The sequence below is a fragment of the Glycomyces xiaoerkulensis genome, assembly GCF_002798405.1.
In the GTDB taxonomy this organism is placed as follows: Bacteria; Actinomycetota; Actinomycetes; order Mycobacteriales; family Micromonosporaceae; genus Glycomyces; species Glycomyces xiaoerkulensis.
Window position 1 is genome coordinate 1 of sequence record NZ_PGGV01000016.1, and the last position, 23,669, is coordinate 23,669.

Here is a 23,669-nt window from a genome sequence, read left to right on the forward strand (position 1 = left end):
CCGAACCGGCCCACGCCGACTGGGCCGGAACCCATTCCGGCCCCCTCATCGCCGCCGCCGTCCGCATCTGGCTCGACACGTTCCGCGACTGCGAAGGATGAACGAGGTGCTCGGGGACGAGCGCGGGACGGCGCCGTGCGGTGAGCGGGCAAGCTCATGGGCGGAGCCCATCCCTTTGCAGCTCAGGGTCCCCTATGGCCGCTGGTGCGATTCGCGGCGGGGAATCACATCGGAACCCCCCGGTCGGCACCGGAGGACGCAGCACCGGACCACGGCCACGGGCCAAGGGACCCCGGCTGCAAAGGGTGCGGCGCCGCCGCAGAGCTTGCCATTGCAACCAATACCGGACACCAACAGTAAGGACAGGATCCACCCACATGCGCACTGCGACCAACACCCCGGCCCCGGCCCTGCGGCCGCGGGCCTACGCCCCAACCGGCGCGAGGGGCGCCGCTGGGACATCGACGCCGACGACCGCCGCGGCTGGATGCTGGTCAACCGCGCGTCGGCCGTTCAGTCCGACTGGCCGACCAGTTCGTAGCCGGCCTCGTCGACCGCCTCGCGCACCGAATCGGTCGCGAGTTCCTCGGCCGAGGTCACGGTGACCTTGCCGGTGTCGACCGCGACGTCGACGTCCTCGACGCCCGGCAGGGCCTTGACCTCCTCGGTGACCGCGCTCGCGCAGTGACCGCAGGTCATGCCCTTGACGAGGTACGTGGTCCGCATGTTCGCTCCTTCGATCGGATGGGTCAGGTCCTGAGCAGCCTCGCGACCGCGTCAGTGGCCTCCTTGACTTTCCCGTCGGCCTCCTCGGCATCGCCCTTGACCTGGGCCTCGGCGACGCAGTGGGAGATGTGGCCTTCGAGGAGGTTGAGCGCCACGGCCTGCAGGCCCTTGGTCGAAGCCGAGATCTGGGTCAGGATGTCGATGCAGTACTCGTCGTCCTCGACCATCCGCTGGATCCCCCGGATCTGGCCCTCGATGCGGCGCAGGCGGCGCTGGAGCGCGACCTTATCGCCGTGGTACCAGTACGTCTGGCCGTCCTCGGCCCGGTGGCCCTCGTGTTCGCTCGCCATGGTGTCCTCAACCTCCGTGAAAGCAGTCTATACCCCTGCGGGGTATATCGGCAACCGTTCGTCATGCCCGTGCGGCGGCCCGTAGTATTCCGTGCCATTCCGCGAGAAATTCTCCACCCGGCCTTGTCAAGCCGCGTCCCTGGCTCTAACGTGAAGCCGTCGCGTCGGAAAACTCGACCGCACCCCGCGGTCGCCGCGCGACACCGCCGAATCGCCGAGTGCCCCAGCACAGGCGAACCGGGGAACCAGGGCGATCGCCGCCGCATCCGCGACGGGTCCGATCGGGGTGAATCCCGCCTCCGGGCGGGTAGGGCGAACCTTCTTCCCGCCCGAATCCGACAGCTAACCCGGTAGGCGGCCGAAGGAAGGAGCGCATCTTAGGTGCGTACCCGGCAACTCGCAGCCGCGTTGACCGCCGCTGTGCTGCTACCCGCCTCCGGCGCGGTGCTCACGGCGAGCCAGGCCGTCGCCGAACCCTCCCCTGAGGAGGTCGAGGCCGAACTCGACGAGCGCCACTCCGAGCTCGAGCTGGTCATCGAGGACTACAACGCGAAGAACGAGGAGCTGGAGGACGCCGAAGACCTCATCGCCGAGATCGAGGACGAGCTCCCCGAGCTCGAAGAGGCCGTGGCCGAGAGCTCCGAGCAGGTCGCCGACATCGTCGCCGCGGCCCACACCAACGGCGACTTCGCCATGGTCAACTCCGTCCTCTCCGGCGACCCCACCGACTTCGCCGACCGCCTCACCTACCTCCAGAACCTCAGCGACGCCGAGAACGCCCGGCTCCAGGCGCACGTGGAGGAGGCGGCCGAGCTCCAGGCCCGCAAGGACGAGCTGGAGGCGCTCACCGAGGACGCCGACGAGATCATGGCCGAGCTCGAGGAGCAGCAGGAGGAGATCGAGGCCGAGATCGCCGACCTCGAGGTCCTGCTCGACCAGGTCACTCCCGAGCCGGACCCCGAGCCGGCGCCGGCGCCGTCCAGCTCCGGAGGCAACTCGGCGGTGGTCGACTTCGCCTACGCCCAGCTCGGCGAGCCCTACGTCTACGGCTCGGCCGGACCCGACTCCTGGGACTGCTCGGGCCTGGTACAGCAGTCCTGGGCCGCGGCGGGGTACTCCCTGTCGCACAACGTCGAGATGCAGTGGAACGAGGTCGCCCGGATCTCCAAGAGCGAGCTCCAGCCCGGCGACATCGTCTTCTACTCCGGGCTGGGCCACAACGCGCTCTACATCGGCGACGAGCAGATCATCCACGCCCCTCGCACCGGCAAGAACGTGGAGATCGTAAGCATGTACATCATGGACATCGGCGGTTATGGCCGACCTTAAGAGCGAATAGCTTCATATACTCCCCGGCGTCGGCGCAGGCGCTCCCGTTGCTGACCCTGTTGCTGACCCGCATCACGCAAGCGCCGCCGCCGGGGACCGACCAATCGTAGATTCCACCGCCGAAGGCGAACGAGCCACACTCGAATCGAACGGTGATTGACAGCGGCTGCGGGGTCCACCTGCCATACCCCGCAGCCGCTTCGAAACTATTCGGCCTCGTGCTCGACGAAGGCCCGGTCGAACCGCTTGCGCCGGCCCTCGCCGCCGGCCTGCCAGGGCCGGGGACCGGCGGCCGGGCGGTAGTTGACCCCCATCGCCTCCAGGCGCGCGACGTGGTCCTCCAGCCGCTCCTCGACCGGGGCGGCCCGGCGCGCTCCGGGGCCCGACCAGACGACGTCGGCGAAGACCGCCAGGCGCGGGAAGGCCGCGTACTCCACGTCCCGGTAGTGCGGCAGGTACTCCGACCACAACTGGCACTGGGCCCCCAGGACCGACGACTCCTCGACCCCGTCCGGGACCGGGTCCCAGGCGGCGACCTTGCCGGTGCTGGTGTGGCCGTGGATGCGCAGCGGCTCGTCGGGGCCGTCGCCCTCGTAGTGGTCGAAGTAGACGTACGGTTCGGGGGCGACGATGACCTCGTGGCCGGCGGCCGCCGCCTTCTTGACGTAGGCCTCGTTGCGCCACACCGACACCACCGCCTCGGCCGGGGCGCCGCCTTCGAGGCTCCCGCCGTCCCGGTCCTCGCCGCCGTCGAGGATCTCGTCCCACCCGATGACCCGGCGGCCGAGGCCGGTCAGGTGCCCGGTGAGATTCCTGGTGAACCACGCCTGGACGCCGCGCACGTCGGCGATCCCCTCGGACTCCATGAGCTCCTTGGCCGTCTTCGAGGACTCCCACTGGGTGGTGGGCACCTCGTCGCCGCCGATGTGGACGAACGGGGAGTCGAAGACCTCGGCGACTACGTCGAACACGTCGCGGGCGAACGCCAGCGCCTCCTCGGTCGGCTCCAGGACCTCCTCGAAGATCCCGAAGGTCGTCGCGACCGGCTCGGCCGGCCCGGCCCCGAGCTCGGGGTAGGCGGCCAGGACGGCGCGGGTGTGGCCGGGCAGGTTGATCTCCGGCACCACGGTGATGTGCCGCGCTCGCGCGTAGGCGACGATCTCGCGGACGTCGCCGAGGGTGTAGAAGCCGCCGTGCGGGGTCCCGTCGAATTCGGCGGCGTCGAGGGCGTGGCCGACGACGGTCTCGTCCCGCCAGGAGCCGACCGCGGTCAGCTCGGGCCGGGAGGGCACCTCCAGGCGCCACCCCTGGTCGTCGGTGAGGTGCAGGTGGACGACGTTGAGCCGGTGCATCCAGGCCCGATCGATCATGCGCAGCACGAAGTCCTTGGGCTGGAAGTGCCGGGCCACGTCGAGCATGACCCCCCGCCAGCGCAGCCTCGGCTCGTCCTCGATCGCCACGTGCGGTACCCGGGCCGCGGCGCTCGGGGCCTCCCGGAGTGCGTCGGCCGGGAGGAGCTGCCGGAGGGTGGCGATGCCGCGGGCGATCCCGGCCGGGTGGGCGGCGGCCAGGTCGATCCCGCCGGCACTGGTCTCGAGGCGGTAGGCCTCGGCGGCGGTGGTGAAGTCGGCCGGGCGGGCGCCGTCGACGCGCAGCCGCACCGCCGGTCCGTCGAAGGCCTCGGCGACCGGCAGTCGCAGGCCCGTCCCGCGCGCCAGCAGATCGGACAGGAGCCAGGCCAGGCTGCCGGTCTCGGGGTCGCCGGCGACGATCGCGCCGAGGGAGGCGAGGTCCAGTTCGCCGTCGTCGGCGTGGAGGTGGCGGGGCTGCGGTATCAGCGAGATGCGGCGCTGCATGCGGGGCTCCTGTGGTGTCGGAGGGATGACGCAATAATTAGTTCAGTTTATTTATAATATAGGTCCAAGCGTCGGGCGGCCAGCCGCGGCGGTAGCCGAATGCGATCCGCCTGCCACGTCCGGCCGCCCGTGACGAACGAAGTCCCTAGCGGACGATGGGCAACTGCTGGGTCTGGTCGAGGTCGGAGGGCTCCCGCTGACGGTTGATCGCAACCGGCGGCGATTCGGGTTCGGCCTCCTTCGCCGACTCGTCGTCGCCGGAGATCAGCCCGAGCTGCCGACGAAGATCGGTCAGGTTCGACCCGGCGCTGTCGCGCTGCCGCTGCAGCGCCTCCACCTCCTCGGCCAGCGGCTGGACCATCTCCGCGGCCCGATCGGCGGCCGTCCGGCGCAGCCGCTGCGCCTCCTGCTCGGCCTCGGTCTTGACGGACTTGGCCTGGTCGGCCGCCCGCTGCATCATGTCCTTGGCCTGCCGGTCGGCCTCCTCGCGGCGCTCGATCGCGCGGTTTTCGGCGGTCCGGGCCCGCTCCTCGGCCACCGCCTGGCGCTCCTCGGCCTCGGAGACGATCCGCTGCGCGGTGGCGATGGCCTGCTGGTGCCGGTCGGCCTCCTCCTTCTGAGCGCGCTCGCGCCGGTCGGCCTCGGCCAGCATCAACTCCTGCGTACGTTTCTTGCGGTGGTCGGCCGCCTCGGTCACCAGGCGCTGGGCGGCCGCGCGCTGCTCGTCGGACTCCCGCGAAGCCAGGGCCCGGACCTCGGTGACCTCCCGCTCGGCGGTGGCGCGCAGCAGCGCGATCTCCCGCTCGGCCTGGCTGCGGGACTTCTCGGTCTCGGCGCGGGCCTGGCTCTGCATCGTCTGGACCTCGCGGTGGGCGTCGGCCACCGCCAGGTCGTGGCTGCGGCGCGCGTTCTCGCGCAGCTCGGTGGTCTCGGTCAGGGCCCGCTCCCGGAACTCGGCCACGTCCGACTCGCCGGTGGCGGTGATCTCGGCCGACTCGGCGCGTGCGGTGCCCAGCATCGCGTCGGCCTCGCCGCGGGCCTCGGCCAGGATCGCCGCCTCCCGGCGGCGCCCTTCCTCGCGCTGGGCGGTGGCGTCCTGCTCGGCGGAGCGCAGGATCTTCTCGACCCGCACCCCGAGCCCGGCGAGCGTCGGCTGCTCGGCCTCGGCGATCTGATCGGCCCGGTCGGCGACGCGCTGCTCGAGGGCCGCCATGCGCTCCTCGGCTCGGCGCGCCTTCGACTCGGCGCTCTCAAGCGCGCTCCGGGCCTCGGCGTACTGCTGCTCGTTGTTCAGAATGTTCCGGTACAGCCGGGTGGCGAACTCATCGACCTGGTGGCGGTCGTAACCGCGCATGCTGACGGCGAATTCGGGCCCGGTCTCCTCGAAGAATTTCGACATGGTCTTCCAGATTCGGCGTGATCGGAGGAAACGGTTGATGAGCCATCATCACGCCTGGAAGGGGTGAAATCGGCGATGAACACGCCCGGTGGGCGTGTCGCCCCGAGACGATCCGTCCCCTCCGGCCCGTTACCGGCCGGTGTCGGTCTCGTCCTCGAAGTCGCCCATGATCTCTTCGAGCAGGTCCTCCATCGCGACCAGGCCGGTGACCTCACGCCCCGGGCCGGTGACGAGCGCCAGTTGCGACCGCTGGCGCCGCATCAACGTGACCGCGCCCGAAACGGTGGTGTCGGCGCCGACCAGGAGCGGGGCCGCCGCGAGCCGCTCGACCGGCGTCTCGGGCCCGGACTGGAGGGCCTCCCGGATGTGCACCAGGCCCACCGGCCGCGACTCGGCGTCGACCACGACCATGCGGGAGCGGCCGGTCAGGCGGCTCCGGGCCTCGGCGTCGACCGCACGGGCGGTCGCCTGGATCGTGACCACCTCGCTCCACGGGACGGCGACCTCGCCGACCGGGCGCCGCTGCACCTCGATGGCGTGCGAGAGGATCCGGTGCTCCGGCTCCCGCAGCAGCCCGGCCTCGGCCGAGGACCGCAGCAGGTACCGCAGCTCCTCGGGCGAGTGCGCCTGGGCCTTCTCGTCGGCCGGCTCCACCCCGCCCAGCCGCAGGAGCAGGTTCGCCCCCTGGTTCAGGCCCAGCAGGACCGGTTTGGTCAGGGCCACGAACCCGCGGAACGGCCAGATCAGCGCCATCGCCGAATTCTCCGGGTGGCTGATCGCCCACGACTTGGGCATCATCTCGCCGACGACCATGTGGAGGAACACCACGATCGCCAGCGCGAGGGTGAACGCGATCGGATGCGCCGCCGCCTCCAGGCCGACCGCCTCGAGCGGCACCTCGAACGCGTGCGCCAGCGCCGGCTCGGCCAGCGCACCGAGCCCGACGGTGCAGGCGGTGATCCCCAACTGGGCGCCCGCCAGCATGAGCGAGAGGTTCTTGGTGGCGCGCAGCGCGGCCCGGGAGGCGGCCGAGCCGTCCTGCTCGAGCCGGTGCTGCCGCGAGGCGACCAGCGCGAACTCGGCGGCGACGAAGAACGCGTTGGCCCCCAGCAGGAGGGCCGAGATCAGCAGGGCCGGACCGGTGCTCATCGGCGCACCCCCGCCGGTTGCAGTTCGATCGCCTGCGGCACGTGCCGCGAGCAGGAGACCACGACCATCCGCACCGTCCGCAGCTCGCCGTCCTCGTCGACGGCATCGACCTCGACCGCGTCGCCCGGGTGCGCCACGCGCCCCAGCTCGGCCATGACCAGGCCGGCGACGGTCTCGTAGTGCTCGCCTTCGGGCAGCGCCATACCGGTGGCGTCGGCCACCTCGTCGATGCGCCAGCGCCCGGGAATGAGCCAGGCGCCGCCGGTCAGCGACACCGGGACCGCCTCGAACCGGTCCTGTTCGTCGCGGATCTCCCCCACCAGTTCCTCGGCGATGTCCTCCAGGGTCACGATTCCGGCGAAGCCGCCGAACTCGTCGACCACGCACGCCAACTGCCGGTGCCGGCCGCGCATCTGCTCCAGCAGGGTCGGCAGCGGCAGCGACGCCGGCACCAGCATCGCCTCGTCGGCGACCTCGCCCAGCCGGACGGTGCCGCGCTCTCCGCGCGGCACCTCGATGAGCTGGTTGATGCCGATCACTCCGCGCAGGTCGTCGACGTCCTCGCCGACCACCGGGAAGCGCGAGTGGCCCCCGGCGAGCGCCTCGACCGCGTCGAACACGGTCGCGTCGGCATCGAGGGTCTGGACGTTCACGCGCGGGGTCATGGCCTGCTCGGCGACGATCTCGGAGAAGTCGAGGCCGCGGTCGAGCAGGTCCGACAGGCCCGCCTCGATCGCGCCCTCGTCGCGGGAGACGTCGATGATCCGGTGCAGGTCCTCCGGGGTGGCCGAGTGCTCCAGCTCCTCGACCGCATGGATGCCCAGCAGCCGCAGCAGCCGCAGCGAGGTGGTGTCGAAGAAGCGGATGATCGGCCCGCACACGGTCATGTAGGCGTGCGTGGGGGCGGCCAGTGCCAACGCGAGCGACTCGGTGCGGGCGATCGCGAGGTTCTTGGGTCCCAGCTCCCCGATGATCATCTGGACCACGTTGGCGAATAGGAAGGCGAGGACGACGCCGACGGTCACGGCCACCGCGGACGGGACGCCGGCGAGGCCGAACAGGTCGGCCAGGCCCCGCCCCAGGTACGGCTCGGCGAAGAATCCGACGAACAGTGCGGTGACGGTGATGCCGAGCTGGGCTCCGGAGAGGGCGAAGGACAGGCGGGTGCAGATCCGCAGGGCGCGGCGCGCTCGGGCGGCGCGCCGCCCGCCGTTCGCGGCGATGTCCTCCAGGCGGGAGCGGTCGACCGCGGTGTAGGCGAACTCGAGGGCGACGAAGAATCCGGTGGCGGCCGTGACGGCCAGGGTGATGGCGAGGCCGAGCGCTATGAGCACCGCTGGCGCCCCCCGCGAGGCCCGGCTGAGTGGGGCTCGGTCTCAGCGTCCGCGACGATTCGTCGTCGTCTCCGTTTGCGGCGTTTCGGCATGCACAGATCCTAGCTGCAATGACCGCCGGGGCGAAAGGTCACCGCCGTTTGCCCTGCCACAGCACGATATCGGTGCTCGCGCGCCGGAACGGGCCGGTCACCGCGCGCAGCTCGGCGAGCTGGGAGCGGGCCCGGCGGAGCTCGTCGATCACGGACGTCAGCTCCGCGCGCATCACCGTGACCTCGCGCTCGAGGTCCATGATGCGCTTGATGCCGGCGAGGTTGACGCCCTCGTCCTGGCTGAGGCGCTGGATCTCCCGCAACTGGGCGACGTCGCGGGCCGAGTAGCGGCGCCCGCCGCCGGGAGTGCGGGCCGGTTCGACCAGGCCGAGCCGGTCGTACTGGCGGAGCGTCTGGGGATGCATGCCGGCCAGTTCCGCGGCGGCCGAGATCGCCAGGATCTTGGCGTCGAAGTCGACCTCGTCACCGGGGCGACCACGCTGGTGGTAGGTGACCTCGACCACGCTGCGGATGCGGTGTTCACGCCCGTCGGGCCTGCCGGCGGCCCGCCGGTCGCCGCTTCCGGCGTTCTCGGAGGCGGTCACGGTTCACTCCCATCGAGTTCGAAGTTCCAGCGTCGCAATCCGCTGCGGCGGATGTCAACGCTCGATGACTGCAACGTCATTGGCCGGTCAGCTCTTCCAGGCGCGAACGGTCGGCCCCCGGGGCCAGCGCGGCATACTTCTCCAGCGCCTCCTTGGCTTCGCCCGGCAGGTCCTCGGGCACCTCGACGTCGACGGTGACCAGCAGGTCGCCCTTGCCGGGGACGCCGCGGCCCTTGACCCGCAGCACGCGGCCGGTGGGTGTGCCGGAGGGGACCTTCAGCGTGACCGGTCCGTCCAAGGTGGGCACCTTGACTTTGGCACCGGTCGCGGCTTCGGGGAACGACACCGGCAGGCGCAGGGTCACGTGGTCGCCGTCGCGGGCGAACAGCGGGTGGCTGCGGACGTTGACGCGCACCAGCAGATCGCCGGCGGGCCCGCCGCGTTCGCCGGGCGCGCCCCGGCCGGGCAGGCGGATGGTCTGGCCGTCGCCGATGCCGGCCGGCACGCGGACGGTGATGACCCGGTCCCGGGTCTGGGCGCCCGTGCCGCCGCAGTCGGGGCACGGGTCGGTGACGACGGTGCCGGTGCCCTCGCAGTCCGGGCACGGCTGGGCGAAGCTGAAGGCGCCCTGGTTCTCGGTGACCAGGCCGCTGCCGTTGCAGCGCATGCACCTGCTCGGGCTCGTGCCGGGCCTGGCGCCGTTGCCGTGGCAGGTGTCGCACTCTCCCGGGGCGCGCATGCGCAGCTCGGTGGTGGTCCCCTTGACCGCGTCGGCGAAGCCGAGGGTCACGTGGGTGCGCAGGTCGTGGCCGCGCTCCGGCCCGCCGCGCCGCGAGCCGCTCCGGCCGAACAGGTCCCCGAACAGGTCCGAGAACCCCCCGCCGGCCGAGCCGCCGCCGAACAGGTCGTCGAAGTTGATCGTGGCCCCGCCGGGGCCGCCCATGCCGCCGAAGCCGCCCCGGCCGGACTTCATGAGCTGGATCTGGTCGTACTCGGCGCGGGCCTTGTCGTCGTGCAGCACCGAGTAGGCCTCCGAGACGGCCTTGAAGCGGGTCTCGGCGTCGGCCGACGAGTTGTGGTCGGGGTGGAACTCCCGGGCGAGCTTGCGGTAGGCGCGCTCGATGTCCCGCTTGGAGGCGTCCTGCGGCACGCCCAGCTCGGCGTAGAAGTCCTTCTCCAGCCAGTCCTGCGATGCCACCGGACGCCTCCTTCGAAACTCAGATCATCGGTCGTGCGCGAAGGTGCTCAGGAGCCCTTCCGGCCCCCATCGTCCTTTGCGGACTCATCGGGGCCGGAACCGGGCTCCTCGGCCCCCTGCTCGGGCTCCGAGGACGCCTGGGCGGACTCCTCGTCCTCCGCCGACCCTTCTTCGGCCGACTCGGCCGCCTCGTCGCCGTCGGCGGGCTCGACGGCCCCCTCCGGCTCGGGCTCGACCAGCGGCTCCTCGGACGCCTGCTCGGCCCCGGCCGGCTCGGCGTCCCCCTGGGACTGCGCCGCGGCCGGCTCCGGCTCCTCTTCGGCCGGCTCGGCCACCGCCACCAGCGCCGGACGCAGCAGCCGGTCGCCGAGCCGGTAGCCCTGGCGCATCACGTCGATGCAGGTGGGCCCGTCGACATCGCCCATCTGCATGTGGGCCACGGCCTCGTGGATCGTCGGGTCGAACGGGTCGCCCTTCTCCCCGAACCCCTCCAGGCCCTGCTTCGCGAGCGCCCCGGTGAGCTGCTCGGCGACCGAGCCGAACGGGCCGGTCAGGTCGCCGTGCTCCCGGGCGCGGTCGAGGTCGTCGAGGATCGGCAGCAGGCTCGCCAGCACCGCCGCCGAACCCGCCTCCCCGGCCCGCGCCTTGTCGCGCTCGACGCGCTTGCGGTAGTTCTGGAACTCCGCGTTGATCCGCTGGAGGTCCCTGGTGCGTTCCTCCAGCGTGGTCTGGAGGACCGAGACGGTGTCGTCGGCGGCCTGGCCGTCGTCGCCGGCCTCCCCGAGGATGTCCTCGACGGTGAGCTCGTCCTCGGCCTCGGCCGCGCCGTCGCCCTCGTGGCGCGCGGCGTCCGGGGACGGCTTCTCGGACTCGGCGGGCTCCTCGTTCTTCTTCTGCTTGTCCTCGTCGCTCACTTCTGGTCCTTGTCGTCGTCGACGATCTCGGCGTCGACAACGTCGTCGGCGCCGTCCTGCGGGCCGGCGTCGGCCCCGGGGGCGCCGCCCGGCTCCTGCTCGGAGGACTCCTGCTGCGCGGCGTACATGGCGGCCCCGGCCTCCTGGCTGACCTTCGACAGCTCGTCGGTGGCCGACTTGATGGCCTCGACGTCGGTCCCGCCCAGGGCCGACTTCAGCGTCGAGGTCGCCTCGTTCACCTTGGCCTTGGTGTCCTCGGGGATCTTGTCGCCCGACTCGGCCACCAGCTTCTCGGTCTGGTAGACCAGCGACTCGCCCATGTTGCGGGCCTCGGCCTCCTCCTTGCGCTGCTTGTCCTCCTCGGCGTGCTCCTGGGCCTCGTCCATCATCCGCTGGATGTCCTCCTTCGGGAGGCTCGATCCGCCGGTGATGGTCATCGACTGGGCCTTGCCGGTGGCGGTGTCCTTCGCCGAGACGTTCACGATGCCGTTGGCGTCGATGTCGAAGGTGACCTCGATCTGCGGCACGCCGCGCGGAGCCGGCGGGAGGCCGGTGAGCTCGAAGGTGCCGAGCTTCTTGTTGTAGGCCGCGATCTCGCGCTCGCCCTGGAAGACCTGGATGAGCACGGACGGCTGGTTGTCGTCGGCGGTGGTGAAGACCTCGCTGCGCTTGGTCGGGATCGTGGTGTTGCGCTCGATGAGCTTGGTGAAGATCCCGCCCTTGGTCTCGATGCCGAGGCTCAGGGGGGTGACGTCCAGCAGCAGGACGTCCTTGACCTCGCCCTTGAGCACGCCGGCCTGGAGCGTGGCGCCGATGGCGACGACCTCGTCGGGGTTGACGCCCTTGTGGGCGTCGCGGCCGATGAGCCGCTTGACCACGTCGGACACGGCCGGCATGCGGGTCGAACCGCCGACCAGGATGACGTGGTTGATCTCGGCGACGTTGATCCCGGCGTCCTTGACCGCCTGCTCGAACGGCTTCTTGCAGCGGTCGAGCAGGTCCGAGGTCATCTGCTCGAACTCGGCGCGGGTCAGCGACACGTCCAGGTGCAGCGGGCCGTCGGGGCCGGCGGTGATGTACGGCAGGTTGATCGAGGTCTGGGTGGCGCTGGAGAGCTCGATCTTGGCCTTCTCGGCGGCCTCCTTGAGGCGCTGCATGGCCATCTTGTCCTTGGACAGATCGACCCCGTACTGGCCGTTGAAGGTCTTGACCAGGTGCTGGATGATGCGCTCGTCCCAGTCGTCGCCGCCCAGGTGGTTGTCGCCGCTGGTGGCCTTCACCTGGATGACGCCGTCGGCGATCTCGAGCAGGGACACGTCGAAGGTGCCGCCCCCGAGGTCGAACACGAGGATGGTCTGCTCTTCCTCGCTCTTGTCGAGGCCGTAGGCGAGCGCGGCCGAGGTCGGCTCGTTGATAATGCGCAGGACGTTGAGCCCGGCGATCTCGCCGGCCTCCTTGGTGGCGGTGCGCTGGGCGTCGGAGAAGTAGGCCGGCACGGTGACGACCGCGTCGGTCACGTTCTCGCCCAGGTAGGCCTCGGCGTCGCGCTTGAGCTTCATGAGGATGCGCGCGCTGATCTCCTGCGCGGTGTAGGACTTGCCGTCGATGTCGACCGACCAGTCGGTGCCCATGTGGCGCTTGACGGACCGGATGGTCCGGTCCGGGTTGGTGACCGCCTGGCGCTTGGCGACCTCGCCGACCAGGACCTCGCCGTTCTTGGCGAAGGCTACGATCGACGGGGTGGTCCTGGCTCCCTCGGCGTTGGTGATGACTGAGGACTCCCCGCCTTCGAGGACGCTGACCACGGAGTTCGTGGTGCCAAGGTCGATGCCGACCGCACGTGCCATGTTGATCTCCCGGAATACGTGGAACAGATGTCTAGGTGTCTCAAGCGGCCGGGCGGGACCCGGAGCCAAGTTGAGTCAGCTAGGCTCAATATTCAACGTGGAGATTCGCACTGTCAAGGCGGGTCCGGCGATTGTGACGAGTCAGACAAAAATTGAGTCCACCCGACTCAACTTCCCCTAGCCGCCGCTCACCGCGGCCCGCTGGGCCGCCTCGCAGCACTGGGTGATGATGTCGTCGGCCAGCTCCCAGGCGTCGCACGGCCACGACTGCTTGCACGAGGCGCAGTCGACGCCGAGCAGTTGCTCGGGCCGGTGGTCCCGCCACATGCCGGCGGCGAGCTCCCAGCCGGTGATCTCGGCGATGCCGGCCGGGGCCTCCAGCGGCGGCGGCTCCTCGATCGAGAAGTAGCCGCCCCCGGACTCCCGGTCCGCGCGGCGGGGCCGATCGGCGACCCCGCCCTCCCGGGCTTCGCGGCCGGCGGCGGTGTGGCGGGAGGTGCGGCGGGCGGGACCGGTGCGGTCCTGGCGGGGCAACCCGCGGCCGCCCCCGGCGGAGTCGGCGGCGAGCGACACCGACCTCACTGAATGCTGCATGCTCACGCTATCTCCTCATTCGCCGTCGCTTCCGTGCCCTTCGAGACCCCTTACACCCCGATTAACGGTCGAGCCGCCGCGGGGACACGGGTGCGAGCCGGATTCGACACTCTAGCGGCCTTCCGCCCCGCGAGGCGGCCCGTGTCGGCGAGTCGATTCCACATCACAGCGGCCGCCCCCGACGCATCCGGCGCCGGATGCCCCGACCCCGGAATTCCAGATGTCCCAATGAATTCACCCACTCGCATCGCCGGTGCACCACCGGCCCCCGGGAATGAATATCGCCATTTGCGCAAGGCCCCCAAGCACGTTACGATGCACGTGCAGGATCTCATGCGGCATGCGACCATTCTCACCGCTTTGGAGAAGCGTTTGCAGCGAAGGGTAACGGAGACCGCACACCATGGCATAGATCACCTCTGACCTGCTGTTTCAGGCACGGAAAGGGTGCTAAATCTCGATTAACTTTGCGTTACGTTGTCTGTTTTGTCCGAATTTGATCCCGTCACGTATGGCATGATTGGTTCATGCAATCTCCTTCAGATGAAGTACAATGGACTGTTGATGGTGGATTGATCAGTCCCTATTTCGAAACCAAGAGCACGTTCCGCCGCCGCGCGGGCGCTGACGACCAGCGCGACCACGCCTACATCTACGGGCTCGAGATCGAGGGGGACGGCGAAGTCGCCATGCGGTTCCGGCCCGAGTACCGGCACCAGCACGCCGAGGCCTCCCTGACCATCCGGGTCGACGAGAGCAACTGGGTCCAGACCGGCGCCGAATACCTCGGGGGCCAGCACCTCGTCAGCACCGTCACCACGCGGGACCACACCGACTGGTCGCTGTCCCCGGTCGAGACCGAGTCCGACGAGATCTGGCTGCGGCTCATCCGCAGCGGCGGCACCGTCACCGTCGCCCACGCCGACGACGGGGTCGACTACACCACGATCGCCTCCACCTACCTGCCCGGCGGCGTGCCGGCCCTGGCCGGCATCGCCAGCTCCCGGCCGGTGAGCGAGAGCTTCTGGGACGCGGCGCAGGACCTCTACGTCGAGGTCGGCTGACCCGTCCGAACGAATCGGCACTCAGGGCAACGGCGCTCTGAGCATAGAGGTCGGGCCCGGTAGACCCGCCCCCCGGTCCCCCGCCGGACCCGACCTGTGTGCTCAGCCAGACCGGCGCAGCGAAAAGGGCGCGCCTCCCGACTCGGTTCGGGAGGCGCGCCCGCCTTTCTAACGGGGCCCGTCCGGCTCGAGACCGGACGGGCCGCCACCACTCATCACTCGAACAGCTTGGCGTAGGTGTGGAAGGCCGTCGCGGCCTCCACCTGGTGCCAGTACCGGTGGTAGTCGAACTCCGGCGGGTCACCCTCGCAGCCGTTGTCGATGTAGGCCTGCACCTGGTCCCAGCCCTCGAACTCGGTCATGAACGACCGGATGCTGATGAAGGTGGAACCCGGCTCGATCACGTCGCCGTTCGGCATGGTGCCCGACCAGCCGTCCGGGATGTAGACCTCGTCGCCGAAGCGGCAGTAGTCCGACCGCTCCTCGGTGCGGCTGATGCCGATGCCGTCGTTGAACGACCACATGGCGTCCAGCAGGTCCGAGACGGTCTCCTGGAGCGCGGCGTCGTCGGTCGCGGCGGCGTAGTACGCCAGGACCTTCGCGAGCGCACCGGCGACACCCGGGTCGCCCGACTCGCTCACCACGTCGACCGACAGACCCGAGCCCGGCTCGCCCGACCACTCGAGGTCACCGGGGAGGCTGTAGTCGGTCGAGGTGATGGTGCTGTTGTCCAGCACCCAGCCGACCCAGTTGTCCAGCAGGTCCCCGGCGCGCTCGTCACCGGTGTGGTAGTAGTACGTGGCGACGTCGTCCATGCCCCAGGCCTGGAAGCCGAACCAGTTGTTCGACGGCGGGTCGTTCCAGACCGGCTGCCAGTCGTAGGCCATGCCGTCGAACTGGGCGCTCGAGGTCGGCTCGCCGTAGTTGCCCTGCCAGTTGTTGGTGGCACCGCCGGCGATCGCGCCCTCGGGCGACTGCAGCCACTCGAGGAAGTCGAACTGGGCGTCGAGGCTGGTCTGCCAGTCCCCGGCCGCCGTCGGCGAGTCGGGGGCCATGTCGTCGGACAGCGCGTACGCGGCCAGGACGTTCTGGTAGCCCTGGTGGATGCCCGAGCCGCCGATGCGGAACGACCAGTCACCGTTCAGGCCGGCGCCCCACGAGTAGTACCAGCTCAGCAGGTAGTGGAACGAGTTCTTCCCGGTGCCCGCGGCGCATTCGTTCGCGCCGACGCAGTCGCCGATCTCCTTGAAGTACTTGTCGGCGAAGGCGTAGCGCAGGTAGTCGCCCATCATCGAGGCCTTGTCGGTGGCCTCGGAGACGTCGCTCGACTGCCCCTGCTCGGCGGCCCACTGCTCGGCCAGCCACGCGACCTGGACGGCGCGCGCGTCGGCGTCGGGGGCGGCGGTGTACCGCTCCTGCTGGGCGTACTCGTCGTCGCCGACGAACAGGTCCAGGAAGCCGTTCTCACCGCCGAAGTCGAACGTCTCGCACGACGGGTGCGTCACGGTCTCCCAGGTGGACTCCTGCAGGCCGCGCTGGAAGGTGTTGACGTAGGCCGGCTCGGTGGTCCCGTCGCCGCACTCGCCGAACCCGTAGCCGTTGTCGACGTCGAGGATCCAGTGCATGCCGTAGATCTGGTTGGTCCCGTAGGTCTGGGCCAGCTCGTCGGCGATCGGGTCCTCCCCGACCGGGACGTCGAAGTCCAACTGCGTCGGGTACTTCGACGGGTCGTCGGCCTCGGGGGCGTACGACGCCGGGTCCGACGGGTCGTAGTTGGTCGGGTTCATGTCCGGGATCATGTACTGCTCGGTCGTCTCCCAGGACTGGTTGTACGGACCCCAGTCACCGGTGACGTCCCCGTAGGCGGCCTCGAGCCACATCAGGTAGCTCATCGCCTCGGAGGTGGTCTGGTGGCCGTAGTCCGGCGCCTCGACGATGAGCTTCTCGACCGAGTGGTACGGCACGCCCGATTCGTGGAGGTAGGGCGAGTCCGAACCGGTGAGCTGGCCGTACAGGTCGAGGAACCGCTGCTCGTTGTCGGAGACCTCGCCGGGGTCGAAGACCGAGACCGAGACCTCGATCGGGTCGAAGCCGTCGGCCTGGACGGCGAAGGTCGCCGAGCCCTCGGCGCCCTCGGAGGCCGCGATGGTCACCGTCTGGGGGCTGTCCCAGTTGGACGAGTCGAAGCTCAGCGAGCCGCCGGCCGCGACCGAGAGGTCGGTCGAGCCGCCGGTGCGGGTGGTGGTGACGTCGACCGCGCCGTCCAGCTCCTCGCTGAAGCCGACGTCGAAGCCGGCCGAGGAGCCCGCCTCGACCGTCAGGTCGGTGGGGGAGACGTCCAGTTCCGGATCGGTCGGTTCGGGGTCGGTCGGATCGGGGTCGTCGACGCCCTCGCAGGCTTCGCCGTTGACGGCGAAGCCGGTGGGGGTGTCGGTGGAGCCGCTGCCGATGAATCCGAAGACCTCGCGGGTCTGGCCGGCGGCGATCGAGCCGTTCCAGCCGACGTCGGAGCCGGTGAAGTGGTCACCGCTCGTGCTGTAGTCGACGTTCCACGCGGAGGAGACCCCGGTACCGCTGGGGAAGTCCCACTCGACGGTCCAGCCGTCGAGGCCGCCGCTGCCGGCGGTGATGTCGACGGCGGCCTGGAAGCCGCCGCCCCAGCTGTTGACCACGCGGTAGTCGACCTCGCAGTGGTCGCTGGCGAACGCCTGCGGGGCCGCGACGGCCCCCAGGGTGCCCACCAGGGCGACCGGCAGCCCGATCATGGCGCCCTTGCGCCATCGCCGACGCCGGGACGGCGGGGCCAGATTGTCGAGTTCCATTGTGCTTACTCCTGAGAGCTGGTCGGAAATGTCCGGTTTTGATGGGAGCGCTTGAAGCTTGCCATCGGCCCCATATGACGCGGGTGGAACGAATCGGACCCAGACAAGGAAGCGCTCCCAAGTCATCCTCGCAAGCCTCGAGCCAACATGTCAATACATCGACATCCCTAAATTTGGCTCACTCGCGTTGACCTATATCGAGCATTGCAGCCGATTTGCCTGGTAGATAAGCCGCAAACCAGGCATCATAACAATGTATCTAAGCCTGTCTATATAATATAGGGGCCTAATGAAGTAACAAGTAGGTAACGCCTCCCACACCCGGGCTTGCGTCGTGCATCACGCTCCCGTAAGCTCCTGGTATCGCTCCCAAGGCGATGGCAACAATCAATATCCGGCCGGGCTTCGGCCCGACCCCTCGGCCCCCAGTGGCCGACCCCGTTCAATCGACGGCTACAACCCAACCCCTCCTACAACGCGGCACCCCTCAGGTGCCTGGAAGGAAACCACGAAGATGCATCTTCACACGAAACACCGCGCCAAGGTCGGGCTCGCGGCCGCCGCGGCCGGCGCGCTCGCGCTGTCCGCCTGCGGTGGCGGCGACGGCTCCGACGGCGACGGCGACGGCACGAACGAAGACGGCCAGGTCGAACTGACCCTCAGTGTCTTCGGCACCATGGGCTACGGCCCGCTGGTCGAGGAATACAACGACATGCAGGATGACGTGGTCGTCACCATGGAGGGCGACGGCTCCGAGTTCAACGACGACCACCTGCCGATGGTGGACTCGGCCATCGAGGCCGGCTCCGGCCTCGGCGACGTGGTCGGCATGGACGAGCAGGCCATCACCCAGATGATGAACAACAACGACGCCTGGGCCGACCTGGCCGAGTACGGCTTCGACGAGCGCGCCTCGGACTACCCGGGCTGGAAGTGGGAGCTCGGGCACACCACCGACGGCAAGCTGGCCGGATTCGGCACCGACGTCGGCGGCATGGGCCTGTGCTTCCGCTCCGACCTGTTCGAAGAGGCCGGCCTGACCACCGACCGCGAAGAGCTCGCCGAGCTCTGGTCCGACTGGGACGGCTTCAAGTCCGTCGCCCAGGACTTCGTCGACTCGGGCATCGACGCCGACTTCCTCGACAGCCCCACCCAGCTCCAGAACATGCTGCTGGGCCAGTTGGCCGGCACCGGCGACGGCGACATGTACGTCGACGACGAGGGCAACCTGACCCTCGACTCCGCGGCCAACACCGAGGCCGTCGAGACCATCCTGGAGCTCAACGACATGGGCGCCATCGGCGAGTACGTCTCCTGGTCCGACGAGTGGAACACCGCCATCGCCGAGGGCGGCTTCGCCGTCATGGCCTGCCCGAGCTGGATGACCGGTGTCATCTCCGGCACCGCCGGCGAGGACAACGCCGGCAACTGGGACATGGCCGCCGCTCCGGGCGTGGCCGGCAACTGGGGCGGCTCCTGGCTGCTCGTCCCCTCGCAGTCGCAGCACCCTGAAGAAGCCGCCGAGCTGGCCTCTTGGCTGACCGAGCCCGAGCAGCAGGTCAAGGTGTTCGAGGACGTCGGCGCGTTCCCGTCGACCCTCGAGGGCGCCGAGCAGGTCGCCGACTCGACCAACGAGTACTTCAACGACGCCCCCGTCGGCCAGATCATCGCCGACTCGGTGGCCGCCATGGAGCCGCTGGTCTACTCGCAGTACCACCACGCCGTGAAGGGCGCCGTTGAAGACGTCCTGAACGGCGTCGTCGACGGCACCTACACCTCCGACGAGGCGTGGGACGTCATGCAGTCCGAGGCCGAGAACGCGATCCAGCTCAGCGGCCTGTAGCCCCGAAGCGCCTTAGCCGCCGGGAGCGGTGGTCCCCAGGCACCGCTCCCCACCCCTTCGGCGAAGGCCAGCGACGGAGCCGGGCGCCCGCCTCCTTGCGGGGAGGCGGGCGCACTCCGGGCGCCGTGTCGGCCCGCCGCGCCCCAACCCGCGGCGGGCCGACTCCTTCGGACTCCGAGAGAGGAACCATGACCACCGCAGTCGCCACTCGGTCGACGGATCGCAAGACTTTCCGAGACCGCCTCCACAACTTCGACCTCAAGGGCACCCCGTACCTTCTGGTCGCCCCATTCTTCCTGCTGTTCCTGGTATTCGGGCTGTTCCCGATGGGGTACACGCTCTACACCTCGCTCCACCAGTGGAACACCCGCAGCCCCGAACGCACCTTCATCGGACTGGAGAACTACTCCTTCCTGCTGTTCGAGTTCGACCGCTTCGGCTGGTCGATCGTCAACACCTTCGGCATCTTCGTGATCGCCACCGTCCCGCAGCTCGTGTGCGGCCTGATGGTCGCCAGTGCCCTCAACAAGCGCTTGAAGGCGCAACTGTTCTGGCGCATGGCCATCCTGACCCCGATCGTCACCTCGGTGGTGGCCGTCGGCGTGGTCTTCACCCGCATCTGGGGCCAGCAGTACGGCATGGTCAACGGCCTCATCGAGGTCCTCGGATTCGAGGCCGTCAACTGGCAGGGTGATCGCCTCACCTCCTGGGTGGCCATCGCCAGCATGGTCGACTGGCGATGGATGGGCTACAACGCCCTGATCTACCTGGCCGCCATGCAGACCATTCCCCGGCAGTTGTACGAGGCGGCGTCCATCGACGGCGCCAGCCCCCGGCAGCAGTTCTGGAAGATCACCGTTCCCCAGATCAAGCCCGTCATCGTCTTCACCGTGTTCATGTCCTCGGTCGGCGGCATGATGCTGTTCGCCGAACCGATGATGTTCGGAGGCGGCCGCCTCGGCGGCGGCTCCGAAGGACAGTTCCAGACCACCTCGCTGATTCTGATCGACCTGCTGCGAACGCACGGCAACTACGGCATGTCCGCCGCGGCCGGCTGGATCCTCTTCCTCGTCATCGGGCTGGTCGCCAGCATGAATTACTTCATCGTCAACCGTATCCAGGGGGACAAGTGAGCACCGCACTGAAACCTCCGCCGCCCGCCCCCGAATCGCGGGCACCCCGGCCGCGGCGCCGCAGCAAGGCCAAGGACTCCAGCGGGACCGTCCTGGCGCCCACGACGATGACCCGGATCGGTCTGATCGGCGTCGCGCTGCTGTCGGTCTTCCCGCTGTACTGGATGATCGTCGTGGCCTCCCGGGACAGCTCGGCCGCGTCCCAGTTCCCGCCGGCGCTGCTGCCCGGCGGCAACCTCGGGGAAAACGTCATGGAGGCCCTCAACGAGCCCCAGGCGCACCTGATCACCGGCCTGCAGAACTCACTCATCATCACCGGCACCGTCACCGTCTCGGTGATCCTGATCTCGACCCTGGCCGGGTTCGCCTTCGCGAAGCTGAAGTTCCGCGGCTCGAAGGTGCTCATGGTCATCGTGCTGGCGACCATGATGGTCCCGCTCCAGCACCTGGGCCTGGTGCCGCTGTACATCATGATGATCGAGCTGGGCTGGACCAACACCCTGCACGCGGCCATCCTGCCGTTCCTGGTCAACGGCTTCGGCATCTTCATGATGCGCCAGTACACCCTTCAGTCGGTGCCCGACGAACTCATCGAGGCGGCCCGCATCGACGGCGCCTCGACCCTCCGGATCTGGTGGCGGATCGTGCTGCCGGCGCTGCGTCCGGGAATGGTGGTGCTCGGCCTGCTCACCTTCATGCTCAACTGGAACGAGTTCCTGTGGCCGTTCATGGTGCTGAGCACCGACAACCCCACGATCCAGTTGGCGATCCGGCAGATTTCCACCGGGCTGTACACCACCGATATCTCGATGGTCTTCACCGGCACCTTGATCTCGATCATCCCCATCGCAATCCTGTTCGCCATCTTCGGACGGCAGATCGTCAGCGGCATCATGGAAGGTTCGACCAAGCAATGACCATCGACAATGACCAAGCAGCGCTCGCAGCCCGGTTTCCAGCCGGTTTCGCCTGGGGCGCGGCCACCTCGTCCTATCAGGTCGAGGGGTCGACGAAGGCGGACGGCCGTGGGAAGTCCATATGGGACGTCTTCGTGGACGAGCCCGGCCGGGTGATCGACGGGTCCAACGGCGAGAAGGCGATCGACTCCTACCGCAACGTCGAGGGCGACGTGTCCCTGGTCAAGGAACTCGGGCTCCACAGCTACCGGTTCTCGCTGTCGTGGCCTCGGATCTGCCCCGAGGGCGACGGCCGCGTCAACCGGGCCGGGCTCGACTACTACCAGACGCTGGTCGACTCGCTGCTGGAGGCCGGGGTGACCCCCTGGGTGACCCTCTACCACTGGGACCTGCCCCAGGCCCTGGAGAACGGCGGCGGCTGGCCCAAGCGGGACACCGCCGAGAGGTTCGGCGAGTTCGCGCGGATCGCGCACGAGGCCCTCGGCGACCGGGTCAAGCACTGGATCACGGTCAACGAACCGTGGTGCGCGGCGTTCCTCGGTTACGCGTCGGGCGAGCACGCCCCGGGCCGGCAGGAGCCAGCCGCCTCGATCGCCGCCGCCCACCACCTGATGGTCGGGCACGGGTTGGCCTCGCGGGCGATCAAGGAGGGCGACCCCGACGCGACGGTGAGCATCGGGCTGAACTTCTACCCGGTGTACGCCGCCACCGACGCGCCGCCCGACCTGGACGCGGCCCGGCGCATCGACGGGGTGCAGAACCGGTTCTTCACCGACGCCGCACTCAAGGGCCGCTACCCCGAGGACGTCGTCGAGGACTTCAGCGCCGTCACCGACTTCTCGTTCGTCGAGGTCGGGGACATGGAACTTATCAACGCGCCGCTGGACTGCCTGTCGGTGAACTTCTACAGCAAGTTCACCGTCACCGGCGACGCCGACGGCGGCGCGGTGTCGGCCTCGGCGGCGCCGACCGACTCGGGCTCGCCGTGGCCGGCCAACGACCACATCGGGTTCGTGACCACCGGGCTCCCGCAGACCGACATGGGTTGGGAGATCGCTCCGCAGGGGCTTACTGAAACGTTGAAACGGCTTCACAACAATTATCCGGACGTGAAGCTGGCGATCACCGAGAACGGCGCGGCCTTCCCCGACAAGCTCGTCGACGGGCAGGTCGCCGACTCCGAGCGTCTGGAGTACTTCCGCGCGCACGTGGGCGCCTGCGCCGACGCCGTCGACGAAGGGGTGCCCCTGGTGGCGTATTTCGCCTGGTCGCTGGCCGACAACTTCGAATGGGCGTGGGGCTATACCAAGCGGTTCGGCCTGGTCTATGTTGACTTCGAAACCGGACAACGGGTAGTGAAGGACTCGGGCAAGTGGTACGCCGACCTGGTGCGGCACGCCCGCTCGCACGGTGAGGCACAATAAAATCACGCAACGGAGCCCGAGGTGATACACGATGACCGACACCCGATCTGACGACGCCGGCGCGCCGCGGCCAACGCCGCTGGGAGCGAACGGGCAGACCAGCCGCAAACGCAGCGCCGGGCGCCCCACCCTCGACACCGTCGCGCGCCATGCAGGAGTCGGCCGGGGCACGGTCTCGCGGGTCATCAACGGCTCGCCGAAGGTCGCCGAGGACACCCGGACGGCGGTGCTGGACGCGATCAAGGAGCTCGGGTACGTCCCGAACCAGGCCGCGCGGACGCTGGTGACCCAGCGGACCGACACGGTGGCGCTGGTGGTGACCGAGTCGCAGGAATGGCTGTGGGGCGAACCGTTCTTCGCCGGCGTCCTGCGGGGCGCCTCGGACCAGCTCGCCGAGGACAACATGCGGCTGATGCTGACGTTCGCGCCCAAGGACGGCGACCGCTCACGCCTGGAGTCGTACCTGATGGGCGGCCACGTCGACGGCGTCATGATGGTCTCGAGCCACAGCGGGGACCCGCTGCCCGAGCGGCTCGAGGAATCCGGAATCCCGATGGTCCTGTGCGGCACGCCCACCGGCCTGAATCCGGTGGCGTACGTCGACTGCGACAACAGGTCCGGAGCTCGACAGGCCGTGGAATACTTGGCGGAGAAGGGCTGTCGGCGGATCGGGACGATCGCCGGGCCCCAGGACATGCAAGTGGGCGTCGACCGACTCAACGGCTACTGGGACGGCCTGCGGGGCCACCGGCTGCCGGTCGAGGACGACCTGGTGACCATCGCCGGAGGCTTCGACGAGGCCAGCGGCGTCAAGGCCGCCAGAGAGCTGTTCGAGAAGGGCGGCCGGATGGACGCGATCGTGGCGGCCTCGGACCCGCTGGCGATCGCCACCATGCGCATAGCGCGCGAGCACGGCATGGACGTCCCCGGCGACCTGGCCCTCATCGGCTTCGACGACTCGCCGATGGCCGAGGTGGCCGAGCCGCCGCTGACCACCGTGCATCAGCCGACCGAGACGATGGGCCGCGAGATGGCGCGCCTGCTGGGCGGCCGGATCCGCGGCGAGGAGGCCGGCCCGCTGGTGACCATCCTGGGAACCAGGATCGTGGTGAGGCAGTCCGCCTGAGCGGTCG

Annotated in this window: 18 protein-coding genes, 1 pseudogene and 1 riboswitch; of the genes and pseudogenes, 7 read left to right on the forward strand and 12 right to left on the reverse strand. The window is 69.4% G+C overall.

The features are described from left to right. Positions 1 to 513: 513 nt before the first annotated feature. Entirely contained in the window at positions 514 to 726 is a 213-nt protein-coding gene (locus tag CUT39_RS05690; protein WP_100445014.1) for a heavy-metal-associated domain-containing protein, read from the reverse strand. 23 nt (positions 727 to 749) lie between these two features. Then, the gene (locus CUT39_RS21430; protein WP_100445015.1) at positions 750 to 1,076 is read right to left on the reverse strand and encodes a metal-sensitive transcriptional regulator; all 327 of its coding nucleotides are present in this window, start codon (positions 1,074 to 1,076) and stop codon (positions 750 to 752) included. A 194-nt stretch (positions 1,077 to 1,270) separates the two neighbouring features. After that, positions 1,271 to 1,449, forward strand: a riboswitch (cyclic di-AMP (ydaO/yuaA leader). Between the two features lie 8 nt (positions 1,450 to 1,457). Here CUT39_RS21430 and CUT39_RS05700 point away from each other — a divergent pair. Further along, positions 1,458 to 2,405 (forward strand): C40 family peptidase, encoded by a 948-nt coding sequence (locus CUT39_RS05700; RefSeq protein WP_157930498.1) that lies wholly within the window; start codon positions 1,458 to 1,460, stop codon positions 2,403 to 2,405. Between the two features lie 206 nt (positions 2,406 to 2,611). On the opposite strand, the gene CUT39_RS05705 is transcribed toward CUT39_RS05700, so the two are convergent. From CUT39_RS05705 to CUT39_RS05745, 9 genes and pseudogenes are all read right to left on the reverse strand, one after another. Continuing rightward, on the reverse strand, positions 2,612 to 4,261 hold the full coding sequence (locus CUT39_RS05705; protein ID WP_100445017.1) for a beta-N-acetylhexosaminidase: 1,650 nt from the start codon (positions 4,259 to 4,261) through the stop codon (positions 2,612 to 2,614). A gap of 145 nt (positions 4,262 to 4,406) precedes the next feature. Further along, positions 4,407 to 5,660: a coiled-coil domain-containing protein gene (locus tag CUT39_RS19965; protein WP_114149486.1), complete on the reverse strand. Its 1,254-nt coding sequence runs from the start codon at positions 5,658 to 5,660 to the stop codon at positions 4,407 to 4,409. A gap of 129 nt (positions 5,661 to 5,789) precedes the next feature. Continuing rightward, a complete protein-coding gene (locus CUT39_RS05715; protein WP_100445018.1) occupies positions 5,790 to 6,809 on the reverse strand; it encodes a hemolysin family protein in 1,020 nt (339 codons plus the stop codon). Continuing rightward, complete coding sequence (locus CUT39_RS05720; protein WP_100445019.1) at positions 6,806 to 8,143, reverse strand: hemolysin family protein; 1,338 nt, start codon at positions 8,141 to 8,143, stop codon at positions 6,806 to 6,808. Before CUT39_RS05720 ends, CUT39_RS05715 begins: the two co-directional genes overlap by 4 nt. A gap of 130 nt (positions 8,144 to 8,273) precedes the next feature. Next, positions 8,274 to 8,600: a heat shock protein transcriptional repressor HspR gene (locus tag CUT39_RS21680; RefSeq protein WP_100445342.1), complete on the reverse strand. Its 327-nt coding sequence runs from the start codon at positions 8,598 to 8,600 to the stop codon at positions 8,274 to 8,276. A gap of 256 nt (positions 8,601 to 8,856) precedes the next feature. After that, positions 8,857 to 9,978: a molecular chaperone DnaJ gene (dnaJ, locus tag CUT39_RS05730; RefSeq protein ID WP_100445020.1), complete on the reverse strand. Its 1,122-nt coding sequence runs from the start codon at positions 9,976 to 9,978 to the stop codon at positions 8,857 to 8,859. Positions 9,979 to 10,301: 323 nt separating this feature from the next. Further along, a pseudogene (grpE, locus tag CUT39_RS05735) lies at positions 10,302 to 10,892 on the reverse strand (nucleotide exchange factor GrpE); the annotation flags it as partial. Continuing rightward, positions 10,889 to 12,739, reverse strand: coding sequence for a molecular chaperone DnaK (dnaK, locus tag CUT39_RS05740; protein WP_100445022.1), 1,851 nt, complete (start codon positions 12,737 to 12,739; stop codon positions 10,889 to 10,891). The pseudogene grpE and the gene dnaK, both read right to left, overlap by 4 nt. A gap of 177 nt (positions 12,740 to 12,916) precedes the next feature. Continuing rightward, a complete protein-coding gene (locus tag CUT39_RS05745) occupies positions 12,917 to 13,339 on the reverse strand; it encodes a hypothetical protein (protein WP_157930499.1) in 423 nt (140 codons plus the stop codon). A 566-nt stretch (positions 13,340 to 13,905) separates the two neighbouring features. Here CUT39_RS05745 and CUT39_RS05750 point away from each other — a divergent pair. Continuing rightward, positions 13,906 to 14,397, forward strand: a complete 492-nt coding sequence (locus tag CUT39_RS05750) for a DUF1349 domain-containing protein (protein ID WP_157930500.1) — start codon at positions 13,906 to 13,908, stop codon at positions 14,395 to 14,397. A 215-nt stretch (positions 14,398 to 14,612) separates the two neighbouring features. Here CUT39_RS05750 and CUT39_RS05755 read toward each other — a convergent pair whose 3' ends face one another. Beyond that, positions 14,613 to 17,219: a glycoside hydrolase family 48 protein gene (locus CUT39_RS05755; protein WP_198586908.1), complete on the reverse strand. Its 2,607-nt coding sequence runs from the start codon at positions 17,217 to 17,219 to the stop codon at positions 14,613 to 14,615. A 514-nt stretch (positions 17,220 to 17,733) separates the two neighbouring features. Between CUT39_RS05755 and CUT39_RS05760 the strand changes: the two genes are divergently transcribed. The 5 genes from CUT39_RS05760 (at position 17,734) to CUT39_RS05780 (ending at position 23,662) form a co-directional block, all read left to right on the forward strand. Continuing rightward, positions 17,734 to 19,062 carry an extracellular solute-binding protein gene (locus CUT39_RS05760; RefSeq protein ID WP_100445026.1) on the forward strand — a complete coding sequence of 443 codons (1,329 nt, stop codon included), beginning with the start codon at positions 17,734 to 17,736 and terminating at the stop codon, positions 19,060 to 19,062. A gap of 188 nt (positions 19,063 to 19,250) precedes the next feature. After that, complete coding sequence (locus CUT39_RS05765; protein ID WP_100445027.1) at positions 19,251 to 20,195, forward strand: carbohydrate ABC transporter permease; 945 nt, start codon at positions 19,251 to 19,253, stop codon at positions 20,193 to 20,195. Continuing rightward, on the forward strand, positions 20,192 to 21,112 hold the full coding sequence (locus CUT39_RS05770; protein WP_232805622.1) for a carbohydrate ABC transporter permease: 921 nt from the start codon (positions 20,192 to 20,194) through the stop codon (positions 21,110 to 21,112). Before CUT39_RS05765 ends, CUT39_RS05770 begins: the two co-directional genes overlap by 4 nt. Next, on the forward strand, positions 21,109 to 22,536 hold the full coding sequence (locus CUT39_RS05775; RefSeq protein ID WP_100445028.1) for a GH1 family beta-glucosidase: 1,428 nt from the start codon (positions 21,109 to 21,111) through the stop codon (positions 22,534 to 22,536). Before CUT39_RS05770 ends, CUT39_RS05775 begins: the two co-directional genes overlap by 4 nt. A gap of 31 nt (positions 22,537 to 22,567) precedes the next feature. Beyond that, on the forward strand, positions 22,568 to 23,662 hold the full coding sequence (locus CUT39_RS05780; protein ID WP_100445029.1) for a LacI family DNA-binding transcriptional regulator: 1,095 nt from the start codon (positions 22,568 to 22,570) through the stop codon (positions 23,660 to 23,662). The last annotated feature ends 7 nt before the right edge of the window (positions 23,663 to 23,669 follow it).